The organism is Bradyrhizobium sp. 41S5, assembly GCF_011516665.3.
Classification (GTDB): Bacteria; Pseudomonadota; Alphaproteobacteria; order Rhizobiales; family Xanthobacteraceae; genus Bradyrhizobium; species Bradyrhizobium quebecense.
This window is the reverse complement of record NZ_CP083721.1, coordinates 5,666,583-5,682,828: the sequence shown is the minus strand read 5'-3', so window position 1 is coordinate 5,682,828 and position 16,246 is coordinate 5,666,583. Positions and strand designations below refer to the sequence as shown.

The window sequence follows — 16,246 nt, the reverse complement described above, 5'->3', positions numbered from 1 at the left end:
ACGGCATCCGAGAAATCGGGGCCTGTCCGATAATCCGGTTTTAATGGGGGCCGACTAAAGGTCTCGTGGTTGCGACGTGCCGGATGCCTGGAGGTATCCGATATTGGGTCCGGAGGAGGCGTTTTCCCCATCATGTCAGTTCAGGTCGATTTGGATTTTGCGAGCGACGATCGCGCACGGGCGCAGATCGGCGCGGCGGTGAGCTATCTGCTCAGGGACGCGACCGGCGCCGCGCGTGAGCATGCCGTCGAGATGATTGTCGAGATGGTGCGCGATGTCGCAAGCCGGCCGGCCGGTCTCGAAGCCGCGTCCCTTCAGCCGCTCATGAGCGGCGTCACCTATCGGGATTTCGTGATCGATGCCTACCGGCGCGATGTCGATCGCTGGCGCGCGACGATCCGCCGGTCGAACGGCAAGAAGATCCGGATCGCGTCTCCGCCGTCGGTGCGCGACGAGGCGACGACGACAGCGGATGCGATCACCGCGGAGAAGGCCATCGAGTTCGCCAGGCGCGCGATCGATATGGGCGAGGTGCTCTGACCACACCGCCCGAGGGTGCTTTCGCCGCGATAGTCCCGGCGATGCCACCGCCCCTATGCTTGGGACGCGCGATGTGCTCCGATGCGACGGCTGCGTCGGTTCCGGAGCCGTCAGCGGAATCTTGATCCATCCCATCCCAGCAGAGAGAAGCCATGCCTTCCGAACTCCGTTCGCCCCGTCTGGCGGTCCTGATCGACGCCGACAATGCATCTGCAAGGATCGCCGATGGGCTGTTCGAGGAGATCGCCAAGATCGGCGAGGCCAGCGTGCGCCGCATCTATGGTGACTTCTCCAATCCGAGGTCCAAGGGCTGGGCCGACATTCTGTCCAAGCACGCCATCATCCCGCAGCAGCAATTCGCCTATACGACCGGCAAGAATGCATCCGACATCACCCTGGTGATCGACGCGATGGACCTGCTGCACAGCGGTCGGTTCGATGGCTTTTGCCTGGTGTCGTCGGACAGCGATTTCACCCGGCTCGCCGCCCGCATCCGCGAGCACGGCATCGACGTGTTCGGGTTCGGCGAGCAGAAGACGCCGGAGAGCTTCCGGCAGGCCTGCCGCAGGTTCGTCTACACCGAGAATTTGCGCGGCGGCGTGACGAGCAATCAGGATGCGGCCGTGCGTCCCCAGCCGTTGCAGCCGCCGGACGCCGCCACGCCCATCCTCAAGAAGGTGATCGGCCAGATGGCCAGCGAAGACGGCTGGGTTACGCTTGGTGAGGTCGGACGGCAGCTTGCCAATCTGGCGTCGGATTTCGATCAAAGGACTTACGGCTTCCGCACCCTGAGCGAGTTGGTGCGCAGGACAAACGCCTTCGAGATCGAACAGCCCAAGGGCGGGACGACGCGAATCCGCATCAAGCAGGCGGCCGCACCGCCGCCAAGACGGCGAACGCCAAGACGACGAGCCGATCAAAAGCCGCCGGAATGAACGGCGCGCAACGCGCTCCTGCTCTGAACCATCTCTGAATCTGAACCAATGATGAATGCCGCTTCGGGCACGATCCGGAGCGGCATTTTCATTTGAACCGGAACCGAAGCGAGTTGCTGCGGAACTGGAATTTGCGCGCAAGTTGTCACGTTGGAACTGGAACGTCTCGTTCCCTGCGATGTTGAAGGGGCGTCTCATAGCTCGGAGGAGGAGAATCATGAACAAGCGTTTTGCCGTTTCCCTTGTTGCCGCCGCGTCGATGCTCGTGTCCGGTTCGGCCTTCGCACAGTCCACAACTGCGGCGGGCGCCGCGAACGGTGCGCGGACCGGTGGCGAGATCGCGGGCCCGGTTGGCGAGATCGTCGGCGGCACCGTTGGTGCTGCGGTCGGCGCCGGCCTCGAGATTCCGAATGCGGTGATCACATCGATCCCGCGCGACGAACCGTCGGTTGTGGTGCGCGAGCGCGTCGTGGTCGGCGAGCCGCTGCCTGACACCGTCGTGCTTCGTCCGGTGCCGCGCTACACCGAATACCGCTACGCCGTTGTCAATGATCGCCGCGTGATTGTGGAGCCGCGCACCCGCCGGGTCGTCAAGATCATCGACTGATCGCGCCGATATTTCCAACTGCAAAGATCCTCGCGGGCTCATGGCTCGCGGGGATTTTCGCATGGCACGGGCCCGCTTTTTTCATAAGGGGCCCGGTTGGCCTGACGGCTCGATCCTCTAGACTGGCCCGCAACAAGCGGACGCAGCTAGCGTCCGCCGCAATCAAGAGCAGGGTGGAAACATGGGTCGGAAGATCGCGATCGTCGGCGCGGGTGCGGTCGGCGGCTATGCCGGAGCGCATATGGTGCAGGCGGGTGAGGACGTCACCTTCATCGATCCCTGGCCCGAGCATGTCGAGCACATGCGCAAGCACGGATTGCGCGTCACGCACGCGATGGACGTTGCCGAATTCTCGGTGCCGGTGCGCGCGCTTGATGTCACCGACGCGCAGCAATTGGCAAAGGAAAAGCCGGTCGACATCGCCTTCGTCTGCATGAAGTCCTACGACACGGCCTGGGCCACCATGCTGATCCGGCAATATCTCGCCGCTGATGGTTACGTCGTGTCGTTGCAGAACTGCATGAATGAGGAGGCGATTGCTAATATCGTCGGCTGGGGCAAGACGCTCGGCTGCATCGCGAGCAGCATCACCGTCAACCTGCCCGAGCCCGGCCACATCCACCGCGGAGCCGGCAAGGGTGGCGCCGCTCACACAGTGTTTCGCGCCGGCGAGGTGCATGGCCGCATCACCGCGCGGGCAGAGGAGGTGTGCCGGCTGGTCGGCTTCTCCGACAGCGCCAAGGTGACCTCGAGGTGCTGCAAAGCGAACCGCTGCGCCGCTTCTCGACGCGGCTCGGCAGCGAGGCGATCCGCGTCGGCCAGGCGCACGGCTATCAGCTGGAAGAGATCCTGCATCTGCCGCCCGAGACCATTGCCCGCGCCGGCGAGGGCGACGAGGCCGCGACGCGCGCCTGCGACGAGCAGCGCTTCGAGGATGCCAAGCGCACTTCATCGGCGCAGCGCCCCTCGATGGGCCAGGACATGCAAAAGGGCCGCCGCACCGAGATCGAATTCCTCAACGGCTTCGTGGTGCGCGAGGGCGAGAAGCTCGGCCTCGCCTGCAATGCCAACGCCGCGCTGACCGACATCGTCAAGCGCGTCGAGCGCGGCGAACTCGCGCCGGATCCCCGGCACGTCACCGAGTTGCGGCTGAATTGAGGTAGCGAGGAATAGTGACCGTCGTCATTGCGAGGAGTGAAGCGACGAAGCAATCCATGCCTCCACATACGCGGCGAGATGGATTGCTGCGCTTCGCTCGCAATGACGGCAGTTCGCTTACAGCAGCTGCCTTACTCCCATCCCGTGCATGAAGCGCTCGCGGATCTGCACGGGGTCGCGGCGGGTGGTGCCGGTGCCGGGCTTGTCGTCGATGCGGACACCGATCAGGGTCGGGCCGGCTGCCGATTTGGACTGCTCGATCAGCCGCTCGAAATCGTCCTCGTCGGCGGCCCAGGAGCTGCTCGCAATCCCGCTGGCGAGCGCGACCGCGACGATGTCGGTATGGCCTGCCGCCGGCGTCGGCTGGCTGCCTGTGATCTGGTAGATGCCATTGTCCATCACCACCATGGTCAGGTTCTTTGGCGCCAGCGTCGCGATGGTCGAGAGGCAGCCGAGCTGCATCAAGAGCGAGCCGTCGCCTTCGAGCGCGAACACGCGGCGCTTCGGCTGCGCCAGCGCGACGCCGAGCGCGATCGGGAACGCCAGCCCCATGCTGCCCAGCATGTAGAAATTCTGTGGCCGGTGGCCGGCGGCCCAGAGATCGAAATTGGTGTTGCCGATGCCGCCGATCACGGCCTCGTCCTTCAGCCCGGCGACGAGGCGCTGGGTGAGGTCGAAGCGGTTCATCACCTTGGTGTTGCGCGCGTGTGTGTCGGTCATGGCTGATCTCACTTGTCGAAGGTCTTGCCGCCGGTCAGCAGCGGCGAGAGGATCAGCGCCACCGGCGCCTGGGTGGTGACGGCCTGCTTGATCGAGCGGTCGGCGATGAATTCGAGCTCGTCGAGCCGGGTGATGGTGTGATGTTCCATTGCCAGCGAATCCAGCACCGGGCGCATGGTGCGGCAGACCAGTGCCTGGCCGTAATTGAACTCGCCGAGCGTGCCGCGCTCGGAGACGAACATGATCAGCGGGATCTGGTAGGGCACCGCGAGCGAGGCCAGCACGTTGGCGAGCGTGGCAAAGCCCGAGGTCTGCATCAGCACCGCGCCGCGCGTGCCGGCCATCCAGGCGCCGGAGACGATGCCGACGGCCTCTTCCTCGCGCGCGGTCGGAAACGTCGTGAAATACGAATCGGCGTGCAGGTCCTTGATCAGCGTGGTCAGCACCCGGTCGGGCACATAGGGCACCAGCTTGATCTCGTTCCGCTTCAGCGTCTGCAGCACGATGCCGTGCCAGGTGGTCGCTGACTGGGCTTTATCCTTGGACGAGGCTTGTTCCGCGGCCGCCATCCTGTTCTCCCTCTCGCGCGACGCTGATGGCCGCTTGGTGCTCGAAACTTGACGCTGACTATACGATTGTCAACATGTCGCGGTCGCAACGCGATCTGCGCAATTCGGCCATCGCAGCGCCTGACCGGCGTGCGATACAGGCGGTAACGACAAAGCGACGGAACGATCAAGGGACGGGAGGCGTCGATGGCCGGATGGGTCTGGCGGACCGCCATTGCGGCAGCGGCCATTTTTGTGGCCGGTCTTGCGTCCGCGCAGCCATACCCGGCAAAGGCCGTTCATATTCTCGTCCCATATCCGCCCGGCGGCGGCGTCGACGTGCTGACGCGGACGCTGGCCGAAGCCGTGTCGAAAACCTGGACGCAGTCGATCGTGGTGGAGAACCGGCCGGGCGCCGGCGGGGTGATCGCCTCGCAGGCGATCGCAAGCTCCGCGCCCGATGGCTACAACCTGATCATGGTGGCGAGCGGCCACGCCACCAATCCATTCCTCTATCCAAAACTGCCCTACGACACGTTCAAGGATTTTTCGCCGATCTCGCTGCTGGCGTCATCGCCCAACGTGCTGCTGGTGCGTGCGGACTCACCGTACAAGTCGGTCAGCGATGTCATCGCCGCGGCGAAGGCGAAGCCCGGCAGCCTGTCGTTCGCCCATGCCGGCAACGGCACCTCGACCCATCTGGCCGGCGAACTGCTCAACAGCCTTGCGAAGATCGATCTCAATCCGATCCCCTACAAGGGCGGCGCGCCCGCGATCAACGATCTGCTCGGCGGACAGATTCCGATGTCGTTCAACAACGGGCCGGAATCGGTCGGGCAGCTGCAGGCCGGCACGGTGCGCGCGCTGGCGGTGACGACGGGCTCGCGTGCGCCGTTCCTGCCCGACGTGCCCAGCATGTCGGAGGCCGTGCCGGGCTACGACACCGAGGTGTGGTGGGGCCTGCTCGGACCCGGCAACATGCCCGCCGATCTCGTCGCAAAGATCTCGCACGATTTCGTGGCGGCCGTGAACACCGATGCCGTGAAGGAGCGTCTCGGCAAGCTCGGCGCGATTTCGATCGGCTCGACGCCGGAACAATTCGTCGCCAAGATCAAGGCCGACTACGACAAATGGGGCCCGATCATCAAGGCCGCCGGCATGAAGGCGGAGTAGGAAGATGGCTGCATCAGAGATTCCCGCCTGCCTGCCGCCGCGTCCGGTGACGCCGCCCAGAGAGAAGTTGCCGCCAAAGGCCTGCGATACCCACGCGCATGTGTTCGGCCCGGCGGACCGCTTTCCCTATGCCGGCGATCGCAGCTACACACCGCCGGACGCGCCGCTCGCGACCTATCTCGGCATGCTCGACGCACTGGGTTTCACCCGCGGCGTGCTGGTGCAGGGCAGCGCGCATGGCCACGACAATTCGGCGATGCTGGATGCGTTGCAGCGCGAGCCGGCGCGGCTGCGCGGCGTCGCGGTGGCCGATGCCGATGTCGCGGCGGGCACGCTGCGGCAATGGCATGTGCTCGGCGTCCGCGGCTTGCGCTTCAACCATTTCTTCCGCGGCGGACAGTTGCACTATCGCGGCGGCATTCCGCTCGGCGTCGCCGAGACGCACGCGCCTGTAATGGCCGAACTCGGCTGGCATCTGCAGCTCTGGATCGACGTGAAGGATTTGCCTGACACGCTCCCGACACTGAAGGCGCTGGGCCTGCCGATCGTGGTCGACCACATGGGCCGCACCGATGCCGCCGCCGGGATCAACACCGCGGGCTTTCAGAGCCTGCTGCGCGCGGTCGGCGAGGGCTGGTGCTGGGCCAAGCTCTCGGGCGCGCATCGCCTGAGCCGGCGGGCGCCCGATTATCCGGACGCGCGGCCGTTCCACGAGGCGCTGGTCGCTGCCAATTCCGAACAGCTCGTATGGGGCGGCGACTGGCCGCATCCGCGCGTCGAGGGTGAGATGCCCGACGCCGGCCATCTGCTGACGCTGTTCCAGGTGTGGACGTCGGACGCCGCGACACGACACCGCATCCTCGTCGACAATCCCGCACGACTCTATGGCTTCCCAAACTGAAAGCTGCCCGAACACATGACCGTCAACAACAAGCGCGTGTTCTACGTCAAATACCTCGCCCACGAGATCTACGTCGACATCCTGAAGAAGCGGCCGGATGTCCGGCTCGACCGTCTGGAGAACGAGACGCCGGAGGCGCAATTCGCCCCCGTTCTGGCGGACGCGCATGCCTATCAGATCGGCGCCGCCCGCGATGAGCTGGCGCCGCATTTCCATGCCCATGCCGAGCTGTTGAAGCGCGCGCCGAACCTGTTGATCGTCTCGTCGAACGGCGCCGGGTTCGATCCCGTCGACGTCGATGCCTGCACGGTGGCGGGCGTGCTCGTGGTCAACCAGTCCGGCGGCAACGCCAACTCGGTCGCCGAGCACGCGCTCGGCATGATGCTGACGCTGTCGAAGCGGATCATCCAGTCCGACCGCAGGCTGCGGCGCGAGGCCAACGTCAACCGCAACGACCTGATCGGCAATGAGCTGAACGGGAAGACCGTCGGCATCGTCGGCCTCGGCAATGTCGGCCGCCGCATCGCCGAGCTGTGCAAGGGGCTGCTGCACATGAAGGCGATCGCCTACGATCCATATCTCACGGCGGAGGAGATGGCGAAGCGGGGCGGGGAGAAGGTCGAGCTCGACGATCTCCTGCGTCGCGCGGACTTCGTCTCGATCTCCTGTCCGCTGGACGGCAAGAGCCGAGGCATGATCGGCGCGCGCGAATTCGCGCTGATGCAGCCGCACGCCTATTTCGTCACCACCGCGCGCGGCTTCATTCATGACGAGAAGGCACTGGAAGAGGCATTGCGCGAAAAGCGCATCGCCGGCGCCGGCCTCGACGTCTGGGCCAAGGAGCCGCCGCCGCCGGATCATCCGCTCTTGCGGTTCGACAACGTGCTGGCGAGCCCGCACACCGCCGGCGTCACCCGCGAGGCGCGCATCAACATGGGCCGCATCGCAGCCGAGCAGATCCTCGATGCACTCGACGGCAAGCGCCCGCCGCGCATCATCAATCCCGAGGTCTGGCCGGTTTACGTGAAGCGGTTCGAGAAGGCGTTCGGGTTTATGCCGGGGTAGGTCGACGATCATTGCTGTCAACGATGAAGTCAGCCAGGTGAGGTGAGCACGCTGGTCAGGCCTCCCCATTGCGAGGCCGCGGCTGCGCGCGGCCAAATATCGAAAACAACCCCATGCAAAGGAGCTGGCGGCTGCCGGCAGTTCGACCAGGCAACTTGACGCGTCGGGCAACTCAAGGGTACATTTCCAATATTCAGAAATCGTGCAAGCGCCCGGCCTTGCGGAGAGAGATACCGCAAGGGCGGAACTGCTTCGGTAGTGCGTCCCTCACGCAAATGGCCAGCCTGCGAGTGTTGTTGCTCGCGCGAAAACACCGGAGAAAATCTCCTTCGTCGTAGCCTCGATCGAGGCAATAAACCCACTGCCAAAGCACCACCTCACAACGCGTCCGTTGCTATTTTCCCCGAGATATCGACGGCTTAGCCCGATATCGCCATTTTCCCTTTGTGCCCGGCCGTTCCGGGCACGGAAGGAAGAAATGTCATGCGACAGGTCCAGTCACTGCTCCGCAACGCGCCCGCCAGGATCGGCCGCCGCATTGCGCAGATCGTCGCGATCGCCGCTGCCAGCCTGCCGCAGGCCGGCGCGTAGTTTTCCACCGCTGCGAAGCGTCGCATCCGCGCGCGCTGAATTAACTCAACACCATTTCGCGTTAGTGCTAACGTGGTACCCCCGGGCTCTGCCGGCGCAGCAGGGAGGGTTTCCATGTCACGCTTCGTCGTTCAGTTCATGAAGGACGTGCTCGGCGGCAACGGCCGCCAGCGCGAGGTTTGCCAGGGCGAACTCGAGGTCGACGCCTTGAGCGAAGGCCAGGCCACCGAGATGGCCAAGCTCATATTCTGTCAGGAACAGGCGCTCTGCGACTGGTCATTGCATGCCGACCGCATCCGGATCGAAGCGGCCGATTTGCAAGTGACCTGACGCATCCAGAGCCCCGTTCCGATTGAATCGGAACGGGGCTCTGGATTTTTGTTTTGAGGCGTTTTCTTCACGCGAACCGGTATCCGCTTCGCACTCGGCAGCGGTTGGCCGATTACTCCGGCAGGATGCGCACGGCACCCTTTGCCGCGCTGCTTGCGAACGCCGCATAGGCCTTGAGCGCGGTCGAGACGGCGCGCTTGCGCGGCGCGGCCGGCTTCCACGCCGCGTTGCCCTTGGCCTCCATCGCCGTGCGGCGGCGCTTCAGCTCGGCATCGTCGACCTTGAGGTTGACCTTGCGGTTCGGGATGTCGAATTCGATCATGTCGCCTTCCTCGACGAGGCCGATCAGGCCGCCTTCGGCGGCTTCCGGCGAGACGTGGCCGATCGACAGGCCCGACGATCCGCCGGAGAAGCGACCGTCGGTGATCAGCGCGCAGGCCTTTCCGAGGCCCTTCGACTTCAGATAGCTGGTCGGATAGAGCATCTCCTGCATGCCCGGGCCGCCACGCGGACCTTCATAGCGGATCAGCACGACATCGCCGGCCTTCACCTTGTTGGTCAGGATGGCGTCGACCGAGGCGTCCTGGCTCTCGAAGATGCGAGCCGGGCCCGAGAATTTCAGGATGCTCTGATCGACGCCGGCGGTCTTCACGATGCAGCCGTCTTCAGCCAAATTGCCGAACAGCACCGCGAGGCCGCCGTCCTTGGAATAGGCGTGCTCGGCGTTGCGAATGACGCCCTCGGCGCGATCGACATCGACGTCGTCGAAACGGCGGTCCTGGCTGAAGGCTTCCTGGGTCGGGACGCCGCCCGGCGCGGCGCGGTAGAAATTACGCACCTTGTCGCTCGTGGTCCGCACCACGTCCCAGCGGTTCAGCGCGTCGTCCAGCGTCGCGGCGTGCACGGTCGGTCCGTCGGTCGTGAGCAGCCTGGCGCGGTCGAGCTCGCCGAGGATCGCCATGATGCCGCCGGCGTGATGCACGTCCTCCATGTGGACGTCCTGCACCGAGGGCGCGACCTTGCACAGTACCGGCACCTTGCGCGACAGCCGGTCGATGTCGGCCATCGTGAACGGCACTTCGCCCTCGCGCGCGGCGGCGAGCAGATGCAGCACGGTGTTGGTCGAACCGCCCATCGCGATGTCGAGCGTCATCGCGTTCTCGAACGACTTGAAATTCGCGATGTTGCGCGGCAGCACCTTGGCGTCGTCCTGCTCGTAATAGCGGCGGGCGAGATCGACGATCAGATGGCCGGCCTCGACGAACAGGCTCTTGCGGTCGGCGTGCGTCGCCAGCACCGAGCCGTTGCCGGGCAGCGCGAGGCCGAGCGCCTCGGTCAGGCAGTTCATCGAATTCGCGGTGAACATGCCGGAGCAGGAGCCGCAGGTCGGGCAGGCCGAGCGCTCGATCACCTCGACCTCTTCGTCCGACACGTTGGAGTCGGCCGCGGCAACCATCGCGTCGATCAGGTCGACCGCGCGCTTCTTGCCCTTGAGCAGGATCTTGCCGGATTCCATCGGACCGCCCGAGACGAACACGGTCGGGATGTTGAGGCGCAGCGTCGCCATCAGCATGCCGGGGGTGATCTTGTCGCAGTTGGAGATGCAGACCATCGCGTCGGCGCAGTGCGCGTTGACCATGTATTCGACGCTGTCAGCGATCAGCTCGCGCGAGGGCAGGCTGTAAAGCATGCCGTCATGGCCCATCGCGATGCCGTCATCGACCGCAATGGTGTTGAATTCCTTGGCGACGCCGCCGGCCTTCTCGATCTCGCGTGCGACGAGCTGGCCGAGATTCTGCAGATGGACGTGGCCGGGCACGAACTGGGTGAAGGAGTTGACCACCGCGATGATCGGCTTGCCGAAATCCTCGTTCTTCATGCCGGTGGCGCGCCACAGGCCGCGTGCACCCGCCATGTTGCGGCCGTGGGTGGTGGTGCGGGAGCGATAGGCGGGCATCGTAAATCCTTGGGCTAAGGTCATTTTTTAGGGGAGATGGCAGTCCTTATGCCCGCCCGCAGCAGCCGATTCAAGCGCGGAACCGCATGGCTGAACCCCACTATTCGGGCAATCCGGCCCGGTCGGCTTGATATCGGTTAGCCCAGTGCATTAGGTGGACGCACGAACGGCAAGAACAACGAACAAGGGAGAGACGCGTGGCAAGGCTGCCTCTGATTGATCCGGATACCACGAGCGGCGACATCCGCGCGGCGTTCGACCGCATGCCGGTCAAGCTCAACATCTTCCGCATGATGGCCCATGCGGAGGCCAATGCGATGCCCCTGATGCGGCTCGGCAATTCGATCCTGCACAAGCAGAAGCTGTCGGCGGTCAACCGCGAGCTCCTGATCCTGCAGGCCGCGCAGCTCGAGGGCGGCGCCTATGAGTGGCGGCAGCATGTGCCGATCGCGCTCGGCGTCGGCGTTACGCAAGCGCAGATCGATGCCGTCGAGCGCGGCAGATACGACGATGCCGCGCTCAATGCGGCCGAGCGTGCGCTACTCGGCTTCGGCCGCGAGGTGGTCGAGAAGGTCCGCGTCGGCGATGCAGCCTTTGCCGCTATGCGCGAGCATTTCAGCGATCAGGAGATCGTCGAGGCGATCGTCACGCTCGGCTTCTACATGATGATGGCGCGGCTGACGGAGGCGACCGAGACCGATCTCGATCCGGCCGCCGGCATGGCCGTCTATGAGGGCGGCAAGAAGCGGGGTTGATGGGATGTCGGAGACTTCGCAAGCGGCCAAGCAAGACACGAAGCCGGAGCGCTATGTCCGTCCGCTGAGCGCGGAGTCCTCGGGCATGGCGCCGGGCAGGGGACGCCTCAACGGCCGCCGCATCCTGGTGGTCGGCGGCGGTCAGCGCGTGTTCGATGCCGCGACCGACCCGATCGGCAACGGCCGCGCCATGAGCCTGCTGTTCGCGCGCGAGGGCGCGCATGTCGCGGTCGCCGACCTCAACCGTGGCTCCGCCGAGGATACGGTCGCGCGCATCGCGGCTGACGGCGGTCGCGCTTTCGCGATCGCTGCCGACGTCACCAGGGAGGCTGATGTCGTCAGGATGATCGCCGAGGCGCATCACGCCATGGGCGGGCTCGACGGCATGGTGCTCAACATCGGCACCTTCGGCAAGACCGGGCTCGACAATGTCAGCGCGGAGGAATGGAACAGGATCTACGACGTCAATGTCCGCGGCCCGATGCTGTGCTGCCGCGCCGCCTTGCCGAAGTTCGCCGATGGCGGCTCGATCGTCTTCATCTCCTCGATCGCGGCGCTGAAGGCGGGATCGCAGATGGCGGTCTATGATTCTTCCAAAGCGGCGCTCGGCGGCCTGATGCGCAACATCGCGCATACCGGCGCGCAGCGCGGCATCCGCGCCAACCTGGTCTATCCCGGCTTGGTCGACACCCCGAACGGCCGCGAGGCCGGCGCGGGACGGCCGTCGCGCGGCAAGGGGCAGGTTCCGTTCGGCCGCCAGGCGACGGCGTGGGAGATCGCCTATGCGGTGCTGTTCTTCATGTCGGATGAGAGCGTCTACGTCACGGCGCAGACGCTCGCGGTGGATAGCGGCCTGAGCGGACTGTGAGCGAAGCGCCGCTCCGGCGGCTGTCGCAAGCCAGACCGCGGCCCTGGGCGTGGCCGGAATGATCCGGTCAACTCTCCGGCAGCTTGGACAGGACGCTTTTTGAAGCCGGGCAAGTCAGCGTGGCTTCAAGCGTGTCGAGAATATTCTCGATCGTGAAGGGCTGGCCCCATAGCCGGCTGCTTTTGGTGTTGCGCAACTCGAGTGCAGCTTCGTGGGCGGACAGGATCGCGTTGGCGTAGATGGCGAGGATCGAGAGCCGCTGTTCGACGATCGGCGCCGGGAGTTGCAGCATCTGCTTCAGCTGATTGAAGCATTCGATATAGCTGGCATTCCAGCGGCCGTTCAGCGCCTCACGCAACGCCTTGGGATCGGAGGCCTGCAGGTTCGAGGTGAAGCGGATATATCCGCGCCATCGCTCGTCGTCACCGAGTTCGATCACGGGCATGACCAGCACCACGATCAGCTCGCGAATGGTTTTCGGTCCGCCGCGCGCCTCGATCTCGCCAAGCATGTCACGCCGCCGCTCTTCGAGCACAGTCGCGCCGTCGACGACCATCTGCCGGATCAGCTCTTCCTTGGACCGGAAATGATAGTGCAGCGCGGCGTTGTTGCGCTGTCCGGCTGCGTCGACGATCTGCTGCACGGTCACGGCGTCGACCCCATGGCGGGCAAACAGCATTTGCGCGGCCGCCTTGATCTGGTTCCGCGTCTCTTCCGACGTCGCGCGCGTGCCCTTCCGCCTGCTTGACATGCGAACTGATCCTGGATTAATTAAGTGAAATCGCTTAATTCGGACTCGGAGAGGAAGCAGGTCATGCGTGTACTCATCGTGGGCGGCGGCATCGGTGGACTGACTACAGCGATTGCGCTGCGTCATCAAGGCATTGACGTTCTCGTGCTCGAGCAGGCCAGGGCATTGAGCGAAATCGGCGCCGGCATCCAGATTGCCGCCAATGCGGCGATCGTGTTGCGCGAGCTTGGATTGGAGGCCGCCATTCGCAGCGTTGGCGTCAAGCCGCAATCCTATGACTACCGCGACCTGCGCACCGGCAAGATGCTCTACCAGGCTCCGCTGGGCGATGAGGCCGCCAGGCGCTATGGCGCGCCGATGTACAATATCCATCGCGCCGATCTGGTTCAGATCCTTTCCGACGCGGTGCCGCCGGAAGCCAGACGGCTTGATGCCCGCTGCGTGGCGGTCTCACAGGACGCCGACGGCGTCGAGGTAAAGCTCGCAAATGGCGAGACCGTGCGCGGTGACGTGCTGATCGGATGCGACGGCATCCATTCGGTGGTACGGCAGCATCTGCGCGGCCGGGAGGAGAAGCACTTTGCCAACATTCTGATGTGGCGCTCGCTGATTCCGGCCGAGCGGATCGAAGGCCTCGACCTGGAGGAGCGTGGCAATTACTGGTTCGGCCCCGGCCGGACGCTGATCACCTATTGGGTGCGGCCGAAAAATCTCTACAGCATCCTCGCCTCGGTGCCTGCGCACGAGGTGACACGGGAATCCTGGGACGAGACCGGCGACATTTCCGAGCTGCTGGGCTCCTTCAATGACGCCGAGCCGCGTGCGCGAAAAATGCTCGAGCAATGCCAGAGCGCATTCATCACCGGCATGTATTATCGCGATCCGATCGATTGCTGGAGCTCCGGACGCATCACGCTGCTCGGCGACGCGGCTCACCCGATGGTGCCGTTTCTTGCCGCCGGTGCCGGCCAGAGCATCGAGGATGGCTGGACGCTTGCGCGCGTGCTCTCGCGACGGCAGAGCGATGTCCCGGGCGCGCTGAAGGAGTATGAGCAGCGGCGGCTGCCGCGCACGACGCAGATCCAGGCCGGTGCGCGTGCGGTGGTCAAGCTGATGCACGAGACCGATGCCGATCGCCTGCGCCACCGCAACCACCGCTGGAAGGGCATGGCGCGCATCGATCCGCTGGCGGAGACCAGCTGGGGCCTCGCGTGGGACTATGATGTGGTCAAGGCCACCGAAGGGCCGCCCGGTGAAGTGCTCAATGTCACCGGCCTGCGCGAAGGCAAGCGCTTGCAGCGTCCGGAAGCGCAGCGCGCGTTCGACCTTTGGAAGTATGCGTTCCAGCCTGAAGATGTCGCACGTGGTCATGACGGGTTGCGCGAGGCCTATGACCGTTTCCTCGTGACCAACTTTCCGCTGCCCGAAGGCGCGGCCGCGGTGGAGGACGAGCTTGGCGACGTCAAGGCTTGGCGCGTCGCGGCTCCGGACGCGCAGGGTGGCAAAGTCGTGCTGCACTTTCACGGCGGCGGCTATCTGATCGGGTCCGCCAGGGGTTCGTTGGAATACGCAAGCCGGCTTGCGGCTGCGGTAGAGGGAATCTGCTACACCGTCGATTACCGGCTCGCACCGGAGCATCCCTATCCGGCCGCGCTCGACGACGCGGTGGCCACCTATCGCGCATTGCTGGCGCGCGGCATTCCTGCGGGCTCGATCATGGTCTCCGGCGAATCCGCGGGCGGCGGCCTTGCCGTTGCAATGGTGCTGGCGCTCCGCAATGCCGGCGATCCGCTGCCGGCGGCGATCCTGGCCGCGGCGCCGTTCGCCGATTTGACATTGTCGGGCCCCACGATCCGCCAGTTCAATGGCGACGATCCTGCCGCCAACCGCGATCTGCTCACGTTCATGGGGGCGTCCTACTTCCAGGGGCACGAGCCGACCGATCCGCTGGTGTCGCCGCTGTTCGGCGATCTTACCGGCCTGCCGCCGCTGTTCCTGACCGCGAGCCGGGGCGAGGTGCTGCTCAGCGATACCACACGGCTGGCCGAGCGCGCGGAGCAGGCCGGGGTCGAGGTGACGCTGCGGGTGGTTGAGGACTCAGTCCATGTCTACCCGATCTTTCCGTTCCTGCCCGAGACGCGGGCGACAATAGAGGAGGTGGCCGCCTGGGCGCGGCGCCATCTCCGTCGCGAGGATACGCGGCCGCAGGCTGCCGCATGATTGCTTGTTGCGGCGCTCGAGGCGCTCTCATTCCGCGGCGAGGCTGGTCGGCGCCGGGATGCCCACCTTGGGGCGCGCCTTGGCCGCGCGGCGGTTCTTCTTGCTGAAACGGCTGCCGGCGAGCAACGCGGCGGCGGCGCGCAGCTGCTCGCGCAGCCATTGATTGGTGGTGTCGCCCTCCGCGGTGGCATGCCAATAGAGATAATTGACGTGCGGGCTGATTGGGAACGGGCAGGGGAAGCACTGCAACAGCCCGGGATTCTCCAGCACGGAGGCGGCGCTCTCCGACGCCGTCAGCAGCATGTTGCTGCGGCTCACGACATGGCAGGCGGTCGCGAAGTTCTGGCAGGTCAGGCGAACGGTGCGCGTCAGGCCGAGCCGCTGGAACTGGAAGTCCTCGAACGACAGGCCGCTGCGCCGCGATGTCACGCAGACGTGTTCCAGGCGCAGGTACGCCTTCTTGTCGAGCCGCGTGCCGAGCTCGGGATGGCCGCGCCGGGCGAACACGGCGATATGCTCGGTCAGGATCTGCTCGCGCCGCACCTCGGTGGAGAGCGGCAGCAGCGTGTCGATCGCGACATCCAGCGTGCCGGCGGCAAGCTCCCGCTCCAGATTGTTGCGCTCGCTGCGCACGGTCGCGATCTCGACCAGCGGCGCGACGGCGCTGATGCGGTTGACCAGCGCACTCAGCATCGGCGCCTCGAGATTGTTGCGCAGGCCGATCACGAAGCGCTTCGGCGTCCTGGCCGGATCGAAGCGGTCGGTGTGGGTCAGGGTCGTCTCCAGGCCGTTGAGCGCCTGGCGCACGGTGGTGATGATCTGGCGCGCCAGCGGGGTCGGCGTCATCACGTGATGGCGGCGCACGAACAGCGGATCGTTGAACATCGCGCGCAGCCGGCTCAGCGCATGGCTCACCGCGGGCTGGGTCAAATTGAGGCGGAAGCAGGCGCGGCTGACGCCGCCCTCGGTGTAAATCGCGTCGAACACGACGAACAGGTTCAGATCGATATCGCGCACATGCATGTAAATAATCAATTCGTATCCGCCGAATGCATTTGACGAATATGAGTTGGCGCTCTTAAAGTCTCAAGCAAAATAATACCTGGAGGAAACGATGAGCGTGCAAT

The 16,246-nt window shown here is 65.1% G+C and carries 16 protein-coding genes and 1 pseudogene; 12 read left to right on the top strand and 5 right to left on the bottom strand.

Going from position 1 to position 16,246, the window contains the following annotated elements:
- Window positions 1-132: 132 nt before the first annotated feature.
- From HAP47_RS27595 to HAP47_RS27575, 5 genes and pseudogenes are all read left to right on the top strand, one after another.
- A complete protein-coding gene (locus HAP47_RS27595) occupies window positions 133-540 on the top strand; it encodes a hypothetical protein (protein WP_173641891.1) in 408 nt (135 codons plus the stop codon).
- A 152-nt stretch (window positions 541-692) separates the two neighbouring features.
- Complete coding sequence (locus tag HAP47_RS27590; protein WP_173641892.1) at window positions 693-1,475, top strand: NYN domain-containing protein; 783 nt, start codon at window positions 693-695, stop codon at window positions 1,473-1,475.
- Window positions 1,476-1,692: 217 nt separating this feature from the next.
- On the top strand, window positions 1,693-2,082 hold the full coding sequence (locus HAP47_RS27585) for a DUF1236 domain-containing protein (protein WP_173641893.1): 390 nt from the start codon (window positions 1,693-1,695) through the stop codon (window positions 2,080-2,082).
- Window positions 2,083-2,263: 181 nt separating this feature from the next.
- Window positions 2,264-2,650, top strand: a pseudogene (locus tag HAP47_RS41650) (ketopantoate reductase family protein); the annotation flags it as partial.
- A gap of 185 nt (window positions 2,651-2,835) precedes the next feature.
- Complete coding sequence (locus HAP47_RS27575) at window positions 2,836-3,240, top strand: ketopantoate reductase family protein (RefSeq protein ID WP_173641894.1); 405 nt, start codon at window positions 2,836-2,838, stop codon at window positions 3,238-3,240.
- A 117-nt stretch (window positions 3,241-3,357) separates the two neighbouring features.
- Here the strand turns inward: HAP47_RS27575 and HAP47_RS27570 are convergent, their stop codons facing one another.
- On the bottom strand, window positions 3,358-3,960 hold the full coding sequence (locus HAP47_RS27570) for a thiamine pyrophosphate-dependent enzyme (protein ID WP_173641895.1): 603 nt from the start codon (window positions 3,958-3,960) through the stop codon (window positions 3,358-3,360).
- A gap of 8 nt (window positions 3,961-3,968) precedes the next feature.
- Window positions 3,969-4,529, bottom strand: coding sequence for a thiamine pyrophosphate-binding protein (locus tag HAP47_RS27565; RefSeq protein WP_173641896.1), 561 nt, complete (start codon window positions 4,527-4,529; stop codon window positions 3,969-3,971).
- Between the two features lie 186 nt (window positions 4,530-4,715).
- Between HAP47_RS27565 and HAP47_RS27560 the strand changes: the two genes are divergently transcribed.
- The 4 genes from HAP47_RS27560 (at window position 4,716) to HAP47_RS27545 (ending at window position 8,568) form a co-directional block, all read left to right on the top strand.
- Entirely contained in the window at window positions 4,716-5,681 is a 966-nt protein-coding gene (locus tag HAP47_RS27560; RefSeq protein ID WP_173641897.1) for a Bug family tripartite tricarboxylate transporter substrate binding protein, read from the top strand.
- Between the two features lie 4 nt (window positions 5,682-5,685).
- Entirely contained in the window at window positions 5,686-6,582 is an 897-nt protein-coding gene (locus HAP47_RS27555) for an amidohydrolase family protein (protein WP_173641898.1), read from the top strand.
- 15 nt (window positions 6,583-6,597) lie between these two features.
- Window positions 6,598-7,647: a hydroxyacid dehydrogenase gene (locus HAP47_RS27550; protein WP_173641899.1), complete on the top strand. Its 1,050-nt coding sequence runs from the start codon at window positions 6,598-6,600 to the stop codon at window positions 7,645-7,647.
- A 705-nt stretch (window positions 7,648-8,352) separates the two neighbouring features.
- Complete coding sequence (locus tag HAP47_RS27545; protein WP_173641900.1) at window positions 8,353-8,568, top strand: hypothetical protein; 216 nt, start codon at window positions 8,353-8,355, stop codon at window positions 8,566-8,568.
- A 112-nt stretch (window positions 8,569-8,680) separates the two neighbouring features.
- Here the strand turns inward: HAP47_RS27545 and ilvD are convergent, their stop codons facing one another.
- Window positions 8,681-10,525: a dihydroxy-acid dehydratase gene (gene ilvD / locus HAP47_RS27540; protein WP_173641901.1), complete on the bottom strand. Its 1,845-nt coding sequence runs from the start codon at window positions 10,523-10,525 to the stop codon at window positions 8,681-8,683.
- Between the two features lie 197 nt (window positions 10,526-10,722).
- On the opposite strand from ilvD, the gene HAP47_RS27535 reads away from it, so the two are divergent.
- Window positions 10,723-11,280, top strand: coding sequence for a carboxymuconolactone decarboxylase family protein (locus tag HAP47_RS27535; RefSeq protein WP_173641902.1), 558 nt, complete (start codon window positions 10,723-10,725; stop codon window positions 11,278-11,280).
- 4 nt (window positions 11,281-11,284) lie between these two features.
- A complete protein-coding gene (locus HAP47_RS27530; RefSeq protein WP_231168416.1) occupies window positions 11,285-12,148 on the top strand; it encodes an SDR family NAD(P)-dependent oxidoreductase in 864 nt (287 codons plus the stop codon).
- 67 nt (window positions 12,149-12,215) lie between these two features.
- Here HAP47_RS27530 and HAP47_RS27525 read toward each other — a convergent pair whose 3' ends face one another.
- Entirely contained in the window at window positions 12,216-12,899 is a 684-nt protein-coding gene (locus tag HAP47_RS27525; protein ID WP_173641904.1) for a TetR/AcrR family transcriptional regulator, read from the bottom strand.
- 63 nt (window positions 12,900-12,962) lie between these two features.
- Here HAP47_RS27525 and HAP47_RS27520 point away from each other — a divergent pair, with 63 nt between their 5' ends.
- Window positions 12,963-15,119, top strand: coding sequence for an alpha/beta hydrolase fold domain-containing protein (locus HAP47_RS27520; RefSeq protein WP_173641905.1), 2,157 nt, complete (start codon window positions 12,963-12,965; stop codon window positions 15,117-15,119).
- A gap of 27 nt (window positions 15,120-15,146) precedes the next feature.
- Here HAP47_RS27520 and HAP47_RS27515 read toward each other — a convergent pair whose 3' ends face one another.
- A complete protein-coding gene (locus HAP47_RS27515; protein WP_231168414.1) occupies window positions 15,147-16,154 on the bottom strand; it encodes a LysR family transcriptional regulator in 1,008 nt (335 codons plus the stop codon).
- Window positions 16,155-16,246: the final 92 nt, after the last annotated feature.